The organism is Rhizobium sp. CBN3, assembly GCF_030518245.1.
GTDB classification, from domain to species: Bacteria; Pseudomonadota; Alphaproteobacteria; order Rhizobiales; family Rhizobiaceae; genus Rhizobium; species Rhizobium aethiopicum_A.
Window position 1 is genome coordinate 467,023 of sequence record NZ_JAULSE010000003.1, and the last position, 14,105, is coordinate 481,127.

Annotated in this window: 15 protein-coding genes and 1 pseudogene; 6 read left to right on the plus strand and 10 right to left on the minus strand. The window is 63.2% G+C overall.

The features are described 5' to 3' along the window. Positions 1–5: 5 nt before the first annotated feature. From QWJ46_RS07570 to QWJ46_RS07580, 3 genes are all read right to left on the minus strand, one after another. Positions 6–920, minus strand: coding sequence for a cytochrome c (locus tag QWJ46_RS07570; protein ID WP_302750204.1), 915 nt, complete (start codon positions 918–920; stop codon positions 6–8). An 84-nt stretch (positions 921–1,004) separates the two neighbouring features. Further along, positions 1,005–1,445 carry a cytochrome c gene (locus tag QWJ46_RS07575; protein WP_302750205.1) on the minus strand — a complete coding sequence of 147 codons (441 nt, stop codon included), beginning with the start codon at positions 1,443–1,445 and terminating at the stop codon, positions 1,005–1,007. 130 nt (positions 1,446–1,575) lie between these two features. Beyond that, positions 1,576–2,211, minus strand: coding sequence for a LysE family translocator (locus QWJ46_RS07580; RefSeq protein ID WP_302750206.1), 636 nt, complete (start codon positions 2,209–2,211; stop codon positions 1,576–1,578). A gap of 129 nt (positions 2,212–2,340) precedes the next feature. On the opposite strand from QWJ46_RS07580, the gene QWJ46_RS07585 reads away from it, so the two are divergent. Continuing rightward, entirely contained in the window at positions 2,341–3,033 is a 693-nt protein-coding gene (locus QWJ46_RS07585) for a YafY family protein (RefSeq protein WP_184458841.1), read from the plus strand. A 263-nt stretch (positions 3,034–3,296) separates the two neighbouring features. Here the strand turns inward: QWJ46_RS07585 and QWJ46_RS07590 are convergent. Continuing rightward, positions 3,297–4,139 (minus strand): annotated as a pseudogene (locus tag QWJ46_RS07590) (metallophosphoesterase); the annotation flags it as partial. A gap of 102 nt (positions 4,140–4,241) precedes the next feature. Then, on the minus strand, positions 4,242–4,844 hold the full coding sequence (locus QWJ46_RS07595) for a superoxide dismutase (RefSeq protein WP_085777444.1): 603 nt from the start codon (positions 4,842–4,844) through the stop codon (positions 4,242–4,244). Between the two features lie 211 nt (positions 4,845–5,055). On the opposite strand from QWJ46_RS07595, the gene QWJ46_RS07600 reads away from it, so the two are divergent. The 3 genes from QWJ46_RS07600 to QWJ46_RS07610 all read left to right on the plus strand — a co-directional run bounded on the left by QWJ46_RS07600 (position 5,056) and on the right by QWJ46_RS07610 (position 7,023). Then, complete coding sequence (locus tag QWJ46_RS07600; protein ID WP_302750207.1) at positions 5,056–5,382, plus strand: hypothetical protein; 327 nt, start codon at positions 5,056–5,058, stop codon at positions 5,380–5,382. Positions 5,383–5,579: 197 nt separating this feature from the next. Continuing rightward, entirely contained in the window at positions 5,580–6,233 is a 654-nt protein-coding gene (locus QWJ46_RS07605; RefSeq protein WP_302750208.1) for a class I SAM-dependent methyltransferase, read from the plus strand. Positions 6,234–6,291: 58 nt separating this feature from the next. Beyond that, positions 6,292–7,023 (plus strand): sulfite exporter TauE/SafE family protein, encoded by a 732-nt coding sequence (locus tag QWJ46_RS07610; RefSeq protein ID WP_302750209.1) that lies wholly within the window; start codon positions 6,292–6,294, stop codon positions 7,021–7,023. A gap of 15 nt (positions 7,024–7,038) precedes the next feature. On the opposite strand, the gene QWJ46_RS07615 is transcribed toward QWJ46_RS07610, so the two are convergent. Next, entirely contained in the window at positions 7,039–7,380 is a 342-nt protein-coding gene (locus tag QWJ46_RS07615; protein WP_302750211.1) for a nuclear transport factor 2 family protein, read from the minus strand. A gap of 108 nt (positions 7,381–7,488) precedes the next feature. Here QWJ46_RS07615 and QWJ46_RS07620 point away from each other — a divergent pair, with 108 nt between their 5' ends. Then, the gene (locus tag QWJ46_RS07620; protein ID WP_302750213.1) at positions 7,489–8,751 is read left to right on the plus strand and encodes a multidrug efflux MFS transporter; all 1,263 of its coding nucleotides are present in this window, start codon (positions 7,489–7,491) and stop codon (positions 8,749–8,751) included. On the opposite strand, the gene QWJ46_RS07625 is transcribed toward QWJ46_RS07620, so the two are convergent. Then, complete coding sequence (locus QWJ46_RS07625; RefSeq protein ID WP_302750215.1) at positions 8,713–9,330, minus strand: TetR/AcrR family transcriptional regulator; 618 nt, start codon at positions 9,328–9,330, stop codon at positions 8,713–8,715. The two genes, QWJ46_RS07620 and QWJ46_RS07625, sit on opposite strands and share 39 nt — an antisense overlap. A gap of 116 nt (positions 9,331–9,446) precedes the next feature. On the opposite strand from QWJ46_RS07625, the gene QWJ46_RS07630 reads away from it, so the two are divergent. Beyond that, positions 9,447–10,118, plus strand: a complete 672-nt coding sequence (locus tag QWJ46_RS07630) for a glutathione S-transferase N-terminal domain-containing protein (protein ID WP_302750216.1) — start codon at positions 9,447–9,449, stop codon at positions 10,116–10,118. Positions 10,119–10,130: 12 nt separating this feature from the next. Here the strand turns inward: QWJ46_RS07630 and nadE are convergent, their stop codons facing one another. The 3 genes from nadE to QWJ46_RS07645 all read right to left on the minus strand — a co-directional run bounded on the left by nadE (position 10,131) and on the right by QWJ46_RS07645 (position 14,077). Then, complete coding sequence (nadE, locus tag QWJ46_RS07635) at positions 10,131–10,964, minus strand: ammonia-dependent NAD(+) synthetase (RefSeq protein WP_302750217.1); 834 nt, start codon at positions 10,962–10,964, stop codon at positions 10,131–10,133. Positions 10,965–11,231: 267 nt separating this feature from the next. Next, positions 11,232–12,437, minus strand: a complete 1,206-nt coding sequence (locus tag QWJ46_RS07640; RefSeq protein WP_302750219.1) for an adenylate/guanylate cyclase domain-containing protein — start codon at positions 12,435–12,437, stop codon at positions 11,232–11,234. Positions 12,438–12,457: 20 nt separating this feature from the next. Then, a complete protein-coding gene (locus tag QWJ46_RS07645; RefSeq protein WP_302750220.1) occupies positions 12,458–14,077 on the minus strand; it encodes a DHA2 family efflux MFS transporter permease subunit in 1,620 nt (539 codons plus the stop codon). Between the last annotated feature and the right edge of the window lie 28 nt (positions 14,078–14,105).

Here is a 14,105-nt window from a genome sequence, read left to right on the forward strand (position 1 = left end):
CCGCTTTAACGTCCCGGCACGGCCTTGAGATAGGCGGCGATCGCCTCGCGGTCGGCAGCCGGCAGGCGGGCGATATTGTGCTGCACATCGACCATCGAACCGCCGACGGAATCGAAATCGGGCGTGAAGCCGGTTTCGAGGTAGTTGGCGATATCCGCCTCGCTCCAGCCGCCGATGCTCCTGGAGGCCGGGGTGATATTGGGGATGCGGCCCTTGCCTTCCGGATTGGGCGCGCCGGCAAGCCACTGATCTGCCTGGAAGCCGCCGAGCCCATTGCGCGGCGTGTGGCACTCGCCGCAATGGCCGGGGCCTTCGACGAGATATTGCCCGCGCTTGATCTTGTCGTCGCTCTTGGCGAGCGCGACGCGCGGCTGATCGTTGAAATAGAGGAATTTCCAGCCGCCGAGCGCAAGGCGGATATTGTAGGGAAAGGGCAGTTCATGCGGGGGCGCGACGCTGGTGCTCTTCGGCAGGGTTTTCAGGAAGGCGAAGAGATCGTTGACGTCCTTGTCGCTCATGCGGGAATAGGAGCCATAGGGAAAGGACGGGTAAAGATGCTCTCCGCCCGGGGCGACGCCGCGCTTCATCGCATTGCCGAACTGGGCGAGCGTCCAGGCGCCGATGCCGGCCTTTTCATCCGGCGAAATGTTCGGCACGTGGAAGGTGCCGAAAGGGCTCTTCAGCGCCAGACCGCCCGCCAGCGTCAGCCTGGCATCGCCTTCGGAACCGGGTGCTGAATGACAGCTGACGCATCCGCCCGCCCAGAAGACCATCTCACCGTTTACCGGATCCGGCGCGCCGAGACCGGCCCAATGGCTCTCCGGCAGCGGATCTGGCGCGGTAACGAGGTAGAAGGCGCCGCCGCCGAGAACGGCGACGCCGATCAGACAGAGCAGTAACCGGATGAATCTGCGGACCATGCGCCGCCTCCCCTGTTGCCGACGTGACCCGCCATCGATCGCACATCAGGCGATCCGCGCCGGCGGAAATTGCTCAGGCCACTATCACTCCTTGATACGATAGGCCTTGTGACAGCCGCCACAATTGGCGCCGAGGGCGTTCAAGGTGGCGCCGACAGCGACGGCATCGGCCGGAAGCTGAGCCAGTGCGGTTTCGGCGTCGGTCGAGAGCTTTGCGGCCCGCGCCTTGAAGTCATCCATGTTTTCCCAGACCTTGGGGCTGACCTCGGGATCGTTCATATCGCTGCCCGGCTTGAACTGATCGGGGAAGACCTTGGCCGTTGCGGCGATCGTCGTCAGCGCCGACTTCACCGTCTCGGCATCATAGGGCTTCTCACCCTTGGCGATGGCGGCCATCGCGCCCGCCGAACCGCCGATCTTCTTCATCAACGAAATGCGCGAATCATGGGTGCCGTCGGCGGCGGTCACCGAACCGAAGGCGATGCCGGCCATTGCTGTGGCGGCAGCTACTGCTTTCCAATTCATCTATTCCTCTCCATTTTCTTGAGGCCAAGGCGGCCGCTGGCCAATCTGCACCGGCAGCATGACAAAATCCATGCGTCCAGGCAGTCACGTTTTGCCGGAGGGTCATAAAAACAATGTGATAACCGGCGGCTCAGGCGGTTTTCCAGCCTTGCCACAGGCTGAAGGCAGAGACCGCAACCAGGAGCAGTCCGGCGCAGCGGCCGACAAAGGCCGTGGCGTCGGGATTTGCCACCAGCAGATCGCGGCTGCGGCCTGCCGTCATCGCCAGCGTTCCGTAAACGGCAAACTGCGTGACGACGGTCATGGCGCCCATGATCAACCCCTGCAGCCAGACCGGGCCATATTCAGGCTTGAGAAACTGCGGGTAGACAGCGAACATGAAAATATAGGCCTTTGGATTAAAGAGACAGGTGACGGCGCCCTGGCGGAAGGCGCGCCAGCCGGAGCGCGCCGTCGCCGGTCCGACCGCCTCGACGGTGATCGAACTGCGCATCAGCGAAACGCCAATCCAGATCATATAGGCGACGCCGGCAAAGAGCAGCAGGTTGAAGAGCTGCGGCAGCATGGTGACGAGCACGCCGACGCCGGCCGCGCCATAGGCCGAATGCACGGCACCGCCCGCCATGATGCCGCCCGTTGCCGCGAGCCCCCGCCTGATACCGCCGGTCAGCGCGTTGGCAAGCACGAAGAGCATGTCCATGCCCGGCACGATGATGATGCCGAAGAGAAGGGTAAAGAAGAGCCAGAGGTTTTCATGGTAATTCATGTCAGTTGCCACCTTCAGTTCCGCGGGCCATCTTCAAAAGACCCCGATTGATTTCAATCCGATAGGCGGCTCTATACGCAAACCCAACTGACAGTGTATTGTCAGGAGCGTGAGGATGGAGATGCAAAAATGCGCAAGGCCTCGCGGCTTTTCGAGATCATTCAGATCCTGAGGCTCGCCAGAAAACCGATGACGGCGGCTGTCATGGCCGAGACGCTCGAAGTGACCGTGCGCTCGATCTATCGCGACATCGCCGCCCTCCAGGCAATGCGGGTGCCGATCGAAGGCGGTCGCGGCATCGGCTACATCATGCGGCCGGGCTTCGACCTGCCGCCCCTGATGTTCTCGATCGAGGAGATGGAGGCGATCGTTCTGTCGCTGGCGCTGCTCGAACGCACGGCCGACGAGGAGCTGAAGCAGGCCGCCCGCAGGGTCAACCAGAAGATATCAGGCGCCGTGCCGGCGCCATTGCGTGAGGCGATGAACAACAAGGCGCTTTATGCCTGGGGCTCGATCGCGCAGCCGGCTGCCATCGACCTTGCGGTCGTGCGCCGGGCGATCCGCGACGAACGCAAGCTGCTGCTCGCCTACCGCGACGAACTCGGCCGCGCCAGCGAGCGGACAATCCAGCCGATCGCGCTGATCTATTATTCGCAGACCGCCAATATCGTCGCATGGTGCGAGTTGCGACAGGCGATCCGCAATTTCCGCAGCGACCGGGTGGAGCAGTGCGCGGCGAGCGAGGATTTCTTCAAGGGCGACGGCGACCGGCTGCGGGATTTGTGGACGAGCGGGTGGACGCAGAAGGCTGTGTCTGCGTGAAATCAGCCACATGGCCGATCATCGACGCTCACATGCGCGTCGACGTGCCCCTCATCCGCCTGCCGGCACCTTCTCCCCGTAAACGGGGCGAAGGGGATATGCCGCGGCCCCTCCGTTCCTCACCAACCTCTGGTATGGCACGTCCCCTCGCCCCGTTTACGGGGAGAGGGTTAGGGTGAGGGGCAGCTATTGCACGGATCTGACGGCAGAGTTGCACAAGCCTGAGCAGGATGAAAAGACGTGCCGGCCCCGGTCGCAGCCTGATAAACCAGCGTGCGGCTCTTCTCGCGGCCGAAGCCGCGGATCTCGATGCGGTCGGGGTGGAGCTCGACGATGGCGAAGGCGTTCTGGTTCTCGGTGTCGACCACGCCCTTGAAGTTGACGAAGTGGCAGGCGCCGGCCTTGCCGTAATTGCCGACATGGTCGTGGCCGTTGAGATAGGCGACGACATGGGGCTGTGAGGCGAGCAGCGCGACGACGCGCTCGCTGTCCCACATGCCGTGCTCACCCGGCGGATACACCGGATAATGGTTCATCACGATGACCTTCTCGCCGGCGGCAGCCGCATTGGCGATCTCGTCGCCGAGCCAGGCGAATTGTTCGTCGCTCAGCGCCCCGTTCCAGTGATGGGCATTCGCCGCCTCTTTGGCCTGCAGCTCCGCCAGCAGCCGTGCGGCAAGCGCACGGTGAGGATGGCCTTCGGGCGGTGCGAAGGTGCTGACCTCGTTGCCGTCGAGCACGATGAAGCGCCAGCCGTGACGGGAAAAGCTGTAATGGGGCGACGGCATGCCAAGGCGGGCGGCGACTTCGGAAAGGTGCCCGGCGGAGACGGAGAAATCGTGATTGCCGAGTAGGAAGAGCGCCTCGTGCCTCAGCTTGCCGTAGACCGGCAGGATGTCGTCGAAGCTGGCGAAGCTGCGGTCGATGACGTCGCCGAGCGTCATGACGAAGCTCAACTCCTCGCCGTTGAAGATCTCGATCGCCTCGGCGACTTTGGTGAGGCTGTTGGCGTAATAGCGGTCCATGGCCGCGTGTGGGGCGACCGCCGCATATTGCGGGTCGGCGATGATGCCGAAGCGGAACAGGGGAACAGCAGAGGACGACATGGGGCGGGCCTAAGAGCGGCCGATGACAGGGCTGTGACGGCTTCATGCGAAAAGAAAACACCCGGCGTTTGCGGCGCCGGGTGTCGAATTGGGCGAAGTCGCTTACTTCGTGGCTGCTTCGTAGCGCTCCAGGACGTAGTCCCAGTTGATCAGGCTATCGATGAAGGCTTCGAGATATTTGGGACGCGCGTTGCGGTAGTCGATGTAATAGGAGTGTTCCCAGACGTCGACGCCGAGGATCGGGGTGGCGCCGTGAACGAGCGGGTTTTCGCCGTTCGGCGTCTTGGAGATTTCGAGCTTGCCGTTCTTGACGGAAACCCAGGCCCAGCCGGATCCGAACTGGGTGGCGCCGGCATTGGCGAAATCGGCCTTGAACTTGTCATAGCCGCCGAGATCGGAGGCGAAGGCGGCTTCGAGCTTGCCCGGCAGCTTGTTGCCGCCGCCGCCCTTCTTCATCCACTTCCAGAAATGGATGTGGTTGTAGTGCTGGGCAGCGTTGTTGAAGAGCCCGGCATTCGTGCCGAAAGACTTCTTCACGACCTCTTCGAGCGAGAGATCCGAAAGGCCGGCTTCGGCGGCGAGCTTGTTGCCGTTGTCGACATAGGCCTTGTGGTGCTTGTCGTGGTGAAACTCCAGCGTTTCCTTCGACATGAAGGGGGCAAGCGCTTCGTAATCATAGGGAAGTTCAGGCAATTCGAAAGCCATGTCAGATCTCCTCTTGCAATAGATTGCGTCATCGGCAGGTGAGGCGGAACATAGGAGGGGAAAGGGGGAGAGGCAACCGGCGAAATATCAAAAAACGACCGGACGGAGGAAAATTTGCCTCAGCTTCAGGGCGGGATTCGAGCGTGCAAAATCGCCGGCATGCCGCCCCGAAAACCCGCTCACCGGCGACCGATACCAATGGAGATCCGATATGAACAGGAATATAATCCCGCGTCTCACCATTGCCGCGCTTCCGCTTCTTGTCACTGCGGCGCATGCCTCTTCGGACGAGGCCTGGAAACAGCTCGCCGCCGACGTGGAAGCCAAGTGCAGGAAGGCGGCGGTCGCGATCGAGAAGCCGAAGGCCGCCGTCGATCCCTTCGGCACCTCGCATTACGGGCTGGCCCTGGTGACGGGAAAGCCGAAGGGGGCCAAGGGCCTCGTCGTCCAGATCTGCGTCTATGACAAGCAGGAGAAGTCGGTCGAGATCGGCAGTGAGATGGATGCCAATGAGCTCGGGTTCACGCCAGCGAAATAGCCGGCCACGGTGGCGGTTTGTGACTTCAGTCACATTCCGAGCGGAACCCGACCTCGCTCTCAGGAGTTGAAGTCCTGGGTTTTTAGAGCGCCGCGCCTCTGTGAGAGGCGCTGAGGCGCTCTATGTTTGCGATAAACGCATGATCTTTTCCGAAAATCGATTGGGATTCTCGGGCTATGCGCAGGGAGGGTTCAGGCATGTCGGAGCTTCGCAACCGGGCGGAAGATCAGCAGAAAATCTATCAGCGCTGGGCACCGGTCTATGACCGCGTCTATCGCGGCATCCTGCGCGACGGCCACCGCAAGCTCGCCGCGCTGGCCGCCGCGGCCGGCACCGATATTCTGGAAATCGGAGTCGGCACCGGTCTGACGCTCGCCCACTATCCCAGCCGCTGCCGGGTGACCGGCATCGACATTTCCGAACATATGATCGCACGGGCGCGCGAAAAGGTGCGGCGCGAAAACCTGCGGCATGTGCAGGCGCTCGAGGTGATGGATGCGCATGCGCTGCACTTTGCCGACAAGTCTTTCGACGTGGTCTGCCTGCCCTTCGTCATCACGCTCATTCCCGAGCCCGAGCGGGCGCTGGACGAATGCGCCCGGGTGCTGCGGCCGGGCGGCGAGATCATCCTGGCAAGCAAGCTCGGCGACGGCGCCGGCCTGCAGGGCGCGATCGAGGCGGCGGTGGCACCGCTGGTGCGCCACATCGGCTGGTCGTCCGCCTTCCGTATCCACCGCATCGTCGCCTGGGCCGAGCGCCGCGGCGATTTTTCAACGATCGATATTCTGCCAGTCTTTCCGAACGGCTTCTTCAAGATCGTCCGGTTAAAGCAGCGCGGCTTTTCCTCCTGAGACCAAAAGTTTTTCCGCATCGCCGATTCTGATGCTACCGTTCGCCTGAGGGGACTGCATGACATCGGATATCTTCTTTTTCATCGTTGTCGGCTTCTGTGCGCAGATCGTCGACGGCGCGCTCGGCATGGCCTTCGGCGTGCTGTCGACGACGAGCCTCTTGGCTTTCGGGGTGCCGGCGGCCAATGCCAGCGCCATGACACATGTGACGGAAATGTTCACGACGGCGGCGTCAGGCCTGTCGCATGCCTATCATCGCAATGTCGACTGGCGTCTGGTGGCGCGGCTCGCCCCGGCCGGCATGATTGGCGGCGCGATCGGCGCCACTCTGCTTGCCAATATCGACGGCAAGGTGATCGAGCCCTTCGTATCGGCCTATCTGATCGCGATTGGCCTCCTGATCCTCTACAAGGCCTTCCGACCGCAGAACAGGCGCGAGGTGCGGGACTGGGCGGTGCCGCCCGTCGGCTTTTGCGGCGGCGTGCTCGATGCGATCGGCGGCGGCGGGTGGGGCCCCGTTGTCACCAGTACGCTGGTCGGGCGCGGCCATGATCTGAAACGGGTGATCGGCTCGACGAATTTCACCGAATTCGCAGTGACGCTGACGATTTCGATCACCTTCGTCGTGACGCTCGGCTGGTCTGAGCTCAATTCGGCGATCGGCCTGATCATCGGCGGCGTCATCGCCGCCCCTTTCGGCGCCATCCTCGTCAAGCGGCTGCCGGTGCGGGCGCTGATGGTCGCGGTCTCGATGGTCATCATCACGACGTCGGCGATGCGGATCTTCTAAAGCCGCTTCGGCGGGTCAGAGATTGCGGCCGAAATAGACCTCCACGGCGGCGATCCTGTCGCCGCGGAAACGAAGGCTTTCCATATTGGCGAAGCTCGTGCCGTCCAGTTTTTCGGCGCGATAGCGAACGACAGCCTCGTCGCCGTTTACCGCCAGGAATTCGATATAGATCGCGCGGAAGAGCGGATCCTTGGGCCAGCAGCGCTCGAAATGGGCGGCCCTATCGATATGATCGTCGCGCGGACTGGAAAAGGTGAAATCCTCCGTCAGCATGGCACCGGCAATATCCTTGCGGTCGGCGAGATAGGCGGCGTAGAGATCGCGGACGGCCTGTTCCCTCGGGATCACTGCGTTCATGGCATGTCCTCCATAACCGATTGCATTGCGCAATCGGTTATGTCCTAGCACTTTTCCCTGAGATGATCCAGATTGCGGCGCGATTGCGCTACAGGATCGATGCAAGGAATGACAGACACACAATGGGACGCCGGGGTTAAGCTTGGCTCGATCTACTGGAAGCGCAACCTTGCCGTCTCGCTGATCGGTTCCTTCACCACGATCGTGGCGATGACGCTGCTGCTTCCCTTCCTGCCGCTCTATGTCGAGGAACTCGGCGTGACGGAGCACGCGGCGATCGTGCAATGGTCGGGCATCGCCTATGGCGCCACCTTCCTTGCCGCCGCCCTGGTCGCGCCGCTCTGGGGGCGGCTCGGTGACATCTACGGCCGCAAGCTGATGCTGGTACGCGCCAGCCTCGGCATGACGCTGGCGATCTCGCTGATGGGCATGGCCGGCAATGTCTGGCAGCTGGTGGCGCTGCGCCTATTCGTCGGGCTTGCCGGCGGCTACTCCTCCGGCTCGATGGTGCTGGTGGCGACGCAGACGCCGAAGGACCGCTCCGCCTGGGCGCTCGGCGTGCTCTCCTCCGGCATCATGGCTGGCAATCTCGTCGGGCCGTTGATCGGTGGAGCGCTGCCGCCGCTCATCGGCATCCGCGGAACGTTTCTCGCCGCCGGCGGCATGATCTTTTTCGCCTTTCTCGCCACCACCCTGCTGATCAAGGAGGAGAAGTCGCCGGACCGCCGCCAGGCGGCCAAGGCGAGCGGCGGCTGGAAATCCATAGCCGACAAACGGCCCGTCATTGCCATGCTTGCGACCGGCATGCTTCTGATGCTCGCCAATATGTCGATCGAACCGATCATCACCGTCTATGTCGCCGAGATCATGCCCGTCGAGGCGCAAGTGACGGTGATCTCCGGTCTCGTCATGTCGGCTGCCGCCCTCGGCAGCATTCTTTCGGCCTCATGGCTCGGCAGGCTCGCCGACAGGATCGGCCACTGGCCGGTGATCTCGGGCGCGCTCGTGGTCGCCGGGCTGCTGCTGATACCGCAGGCTTTCGTCACCAGTTCCTGGCAGCTGATCATACTGCGTTTCCTGATGGGTGCAGCCCTCGGCGGGCTTCTGCCCTGCATCGCCGCCGTCATCCGTCACAGCGTGCCGGACAGTGCGGCCGGAAGCATTCTCGGGCTTTCCGTCTCCTCGCAATATGTCGGCCAGGTGGCCGGCCCTGTCCTCGGCGGCTTCGTCGGCGGGCATATCGGCATGCGGGCAGTTTTCCTCGGCACCGCGCTGCTGCTTGTGGCGGGTGCGGCCTATGCCTGGGCGGCACGGCCGAGGGATACGGAGACATCAAACATGCGTGCTTCCGCAAATCAGCTCGACGCCTGAGCGGGCGATCGCCTCCAGCGTTTCGCGACTGTCGCCGGCGCGGGCGCGCACGGCAAGGGAATGCATGACGGCGGAAGCGAGCCTTGTCAGCGTCAGCGGGTCGGCGCTCTCGGCAAGCTCGCCGCTTTCCGCGGCAATGCGCATGCGCTTTTCGATCTCACCGTCGAAATCGTTGAGGCTGCGGCCGAGCACCTCCCGCACCCGCTCATGTTCGACCGCCTCGACCGAAGCGGTGCTGATCAGCAGACAGCCGCGGGCGGCGATTTCGCCATGCAGATAGATTGCCAAAGCACCGGCATAGACACGAGCGAGGTTGTCGCGCAGCGGCAGCGAGGGGTCGAGCGCTTGCTTCAGAACCTCCATGCCATCCTGGCGATACGCCTCCAGCGCCTCGAGATAGAGGGCTTCCTTGTCGCCGAAGGCGCCATAGAGGCTCGGGCGGTTGAGGTTGGTCGCGGCACTCAGGTTGTCGAGCGAGGCGGCACTAAAGCCCCTATCCCAGAAGACATCCCGCGCCTTGTCAAGCGCTGCCCGGGCGTCAAAGCCCCTCGGTCGGCCGCGCTTCTTCTCGTCCTTCATATTTTGTACCGCTTCGCATTAAATTCTTGACGAAGGTCATTTTATGCGAAACAGTACAAATGTCCAAACATTATCGCCTAACGCATCTTGCCGCCTCCGCAGAAAGGAAACCGACGATGAAACTCTATATGCACGCCGCCGCCTGCTCGCTTTCGCCGCACATCATCTGCCGGGAGCTGGGCCTCGACATCCAGCTCGTCCAGGTCGACCGGAAAACGCACACAACAAGCGACGGCGAAGATTATCTCGCCATCAACGGCAATGGCTATGTCCCGGCGCTAATGCTCGACGACGGCAAGGTGCTGACCGAGGGACCGGCGATCGTGCAGTTCCTCGCCGAAGGTTCGGCGCTGCTGCCCGAAATCGGCGACATCAAGCGCAACGAGGTTCAATCCTATCTCAATTTCATCACCGCCGAGCTGCACAAGCCGATGGTGCTGCTGTTCAATCCGATTTATGCCAGCGTGCACGGCGAGATCCGCGCGCTGATCTCGAAGCGGCTTGCCTGGCTGAACGACCGGCTTGCCGGATCCTATCTCACCGGCGAGGCCTTCACGGTAGCGGACGCCTATCTCTTCGTCTGCCTGAACTGGTCGCCGTGGACAGACATCGATCTGAAACAATGGCCTGATCTGCACGGCTTCATGGCTCGTGTGGCGGCGCGTCCCAAGGTGCGCGAGGCGCTGCAGGCGGAAGACCTCCAGGCCTTCAATGCCGACGGCGTCTATTTCGCCCCGCAGGCCTATCTTGCCTCGGCCGGACGCGTGGGCGAGCCGGTGCGGCCATAGCACCGGCCACGCTCAGAGAGTGTTGACCGCCACCGGCAGGGCGCGCTTATGCGCGGTCGCCCGATAGGCGGCAAGGATCCGGCGGCCAGCGATCTCGCCGACCGGCTTGCCTTCAAGAAAATCGTCGATCTCATCATAGGTGACGCCATAGGCCTCCTCGTCGGGACGCAGCGGCCGCTGATCCTCGAGATCGGCGGTGGGCACCTTGAAGACCAGATCGTCCGGAGCGCCGAGCCGCTTTGCCAGCAGGCGGACGCGGCGTTTGTTGAGCCCGGCAAGCGGCAGGATATCGGCGGCGCCGTCGCCGAACTTGGTGAAGAAGCCCATGACGGCCTCGGCGGCATGATCGGTGCCGATCACCAGGGCGCCGAGCGCGCCGGCAAGCGCGAACTGGGCGATCATCCGCTGGCGGGCCTTGATATTGCCGAGGATGAAATCCTGCCGGCCGGCCTCGGCAAAGGCGAGGCCGCCGTTCTGCGCGGCCGCCAGCATCGCATCCGCCGGCTCCTTGATGTTGACCATCATCGAGCGGTCGGCACCGATCGTTGCGAGCGCCTTCGCCGCATCGGCCTCATCTGCCTGGATGCCGTAGGGAAGACGCACGGCGATGAACTCCGCCGAATGGCCGCCGTCACGCAGCTCACGCACCGCCTTCTGGGCGATCAGCGCCGCCGTCAGCGAATCGACGCCGCCGCTAATGCCGAGCACGTAGCCGCGCATGCCGGAGGCGACGAGATAATCCTTGAGGAAGGCGGTCCGCCGCTCAATCTCGTGCTCGGGATCGATTGCGGCGGCAACGCCCAGCTCACGGATGATCTCGCCTTGTTCGTCGGACAGCACGGTCATGGGATTCTCCTTTATGGGATTCGCGGGCACTATGGCGGAAAGGTGCGGGAAGGGTAAGGTGGTGACTGTGTTGTACGTGTTCCGAGCGTAAGAGGCTCCCTCACAGCAAGAAAATGCCCCTCACCCTAACCCTCTCCCCGTTCTGACGGGGAGAGGGGACGTGCCCTGCGAGAGCTGAGCGAGGAACGGAGACGTTGCGGCATATCCCCTTCGCCCCGCAAGCGGGGAGAAGGTGCCGGCAGGCGGATGAGGGGCGGACGCGAGCGCCTAGCGCACGATCGTAAACAGCTCCACCGGCTCCGCAAAGCCCTTCAGCCGATGCGCGCCGACGGAGGCGGCGTCCCCTGCCCCGGCCTCATCGCGGAACGGCGCCGACATCAGCAGAGCCTCGCCCAACTCGCTGCAGGCGGTCTGGATGCGGCTAAGCAGATTGACGTCGCGGCCGATCAGGGTGAAGTCGAGACGGTTGCCGGAGCCGATATTGCCGTAGCTGACCTCGCCGTAATGCAAGGCGATGCCGGCCTTCACGCCGATGCCTTGATACTGGAAATGGTCGATCTCATCGAGGATGGCGCGGGCCGAGGCGAGAGCGGCGCCGCAGGACTGGGCGGCATCGTAGCCCGGGAAGAAGGCGAGCACGGCATCACCCATGAATTTCAAGAGTTCGCCGCCCTCACGCGTGATGGCCGGCACGATCCTGTCGAAATAGGCGTTCAGCAGGCCGAGCACGGTGCTGCCGGGCAGCCGGTTCGACAGCTCGGTAAAACTTCTGAGATCGCAGAGCAGCAGGGCTGCCTGCATCGATTCGATCTCGCCGCGGCGGATACGGCCGGCGAGGATCCTGCTTGCCGTCAGCGGGCCGATATAGGTATCGAGCAGACTGAGCTCGACCTGGCGCAGAATGCGCAACTCGCTGGTGTTGCGCAGCGCCGGCAGGATGCGCTCGATCAGCTGCTGCTCGGAGGCGGAGAAGCCGCCCGGCCGCCTGGTAGCGAAGACGGCGGCGCTGACCGGGCCGTCGACATTGCAGAGCGGCGCGATGACGAGCTGCATCAGGCCGCGGTCGGCAAAGACATCGATATGCTGCCAGCGGCCGTGCACGCTGTCGCCGGCCCCGACGACCAGCAATTCCCGCGTGTCCATGACCTTGCGCAGCGGTGTGTTCGATATCGCAACCCGCGCGCCGTGTTCACGGTCGTGGATCTCGACCGGTTCGCCCGGAGCCCAGGCGACGGTGCGCCCGATGAACTCTGGATGCAGCGTCATCAGATGCAGGGTCAGCCGGTCGACCGGCAAGCCAAGCGCCTGAAGCCTGCGGCCGAGGCCGGAGACGAGGCCGGCTTCGTCGAGCGCATGGCATTCGTCGCCGGAGAGCCATTCGATGATCGAGAGCAGCGCGCCGGTGCTGACGGCATTGCCGGCGGCCTGTGGCCGAAACCGGTCGGCTACGGGGGCATGGATCGCTGACGTCATAGTCTTCTCCTCCTTCATGCTTAATGGGCGCCGCCGCCGGAGAGTTGACCGGGTTTGCGAAGCAACAGGCTTGCCAGCAGGGCGACGACGAGGGCGACGCCGAGCAGGAAAAACGTGTCGCTGAAGGCCATGATATTGGCCTGCTTGCGAATTTTGAGCGCGATGGCAACGACAGCCTTGTGGCTGGCGAGCGCCTGATCGCTGACGCCGTGGTTCATGAAATAGGCCGTCAGCCGGGCGATGCGATCGCGGGTCGCTTCCTCGAAGACGGAGACCGAGTTGGTCAGGATGTTCGAATGGAACTGTTCGCGCTTCGACAGGAAGGTCTGCAGCGAGGCAATGCCGACCGCGCCGCCGAGGTTACGCATCATGTTGAAGAGGGACGAGGCCGAACCGGCATTCTCCTGCTCGATGCCTGACGTGGCGATCGCCGAAAGCGGTGTGAAGACGAGTGCCTGGCCGATGGCGCGGACGATGTTCGGCCAGAACAGCTGGTCGCTCGCGTAATCGCCGGTCATATGCACATTCATGAAATTCGAGGCGGCAAAGAGGGCGAAGCCAATGACGATCAGCAGGCGGACGTCGAACCGTTTCATCAGGCGCGGCACCAGCGGGATCAGCAGCAGCTGCGGGATGCCGGTCCATGCCAGCACCATGCCGATCTGCTCGGAATTATAGCCCTGGATGCGGGTGAGATAGATCGGCAGCACGAAGACCGAACCATAAAGCGCAATGCCGAGCAGGAAATTGGCGACGATACCGAAGCCGAAGTTGCGGCGCAGCAGCAGGCGCAGGTTCAAGAGCGGATGGGCAGTCCTCAGCTCGATGACGATGAACAGCGTCAGCGAGACGGCCGCAACAACCGCCAGGCGGAGGATGAAATCGGAGCCGAACCAGTCCTCCTTGTTGCCCTCTTCCAGCACGGTCTGCAGGGCTGCCAGACCGATCGCCATGGTGACGATGCCCGGCCAGTCTCCTTTGGCGAGCAGCTTCAGGTTCATCGGCGCCCGGTCGAGCGAAGCAAAGAGCATGCCGACCATCAGCGCGCCCGGCACCAGGTTGACGTAGAAGATATATTCCCAGCCCCAGTTCTCGGTGAGGTAACCGCCGATGGTCGGGCCGATCGCCGGCGCGAAAGTGGCCGACAGGGCAAAGAGCGCCAGGCCGATCGGCTGCTTGGCCTTGGGCAGCAAGATGATGATGATGGTGAAGGCCATCGGGATCAGCACGCCGCCGGAGAAGCCCTGGATGGCACGCAGGATGATCATCTGCTGCAGATTGGCCGCGAAGGCGCAGGCGACCGAGAAGACCAGGAAAAGGATGGCATTGACCAGCAGATAGTTTCGTAGCGAGAAGACCCGCGTCAGCCAGCCGCTCAAGGGGATGACGACGATCTCGGCGATCAGATAAGAGGTCGAGATCCAGCCGCCGTCATCCGTGCCGGCGCCGATGGCGCCCTGAATATCGGCGAGCGAGGCGTTGACGATCTGGATGTTGAGCACCGCCATGAAGGCGCCGAGCGTGGAGCCGACAACCGCCATCCACATGCGCAGCGGGCTCATGGCAGTGGCTTGGGCCGGCGTTGCGGCGGCCGGACGCGCAAGCGAATTGCTGTTTGCGGCGATCTCAAGCGTGGCCATGACATATCTCCTTCCAGCTCTCGCGGGA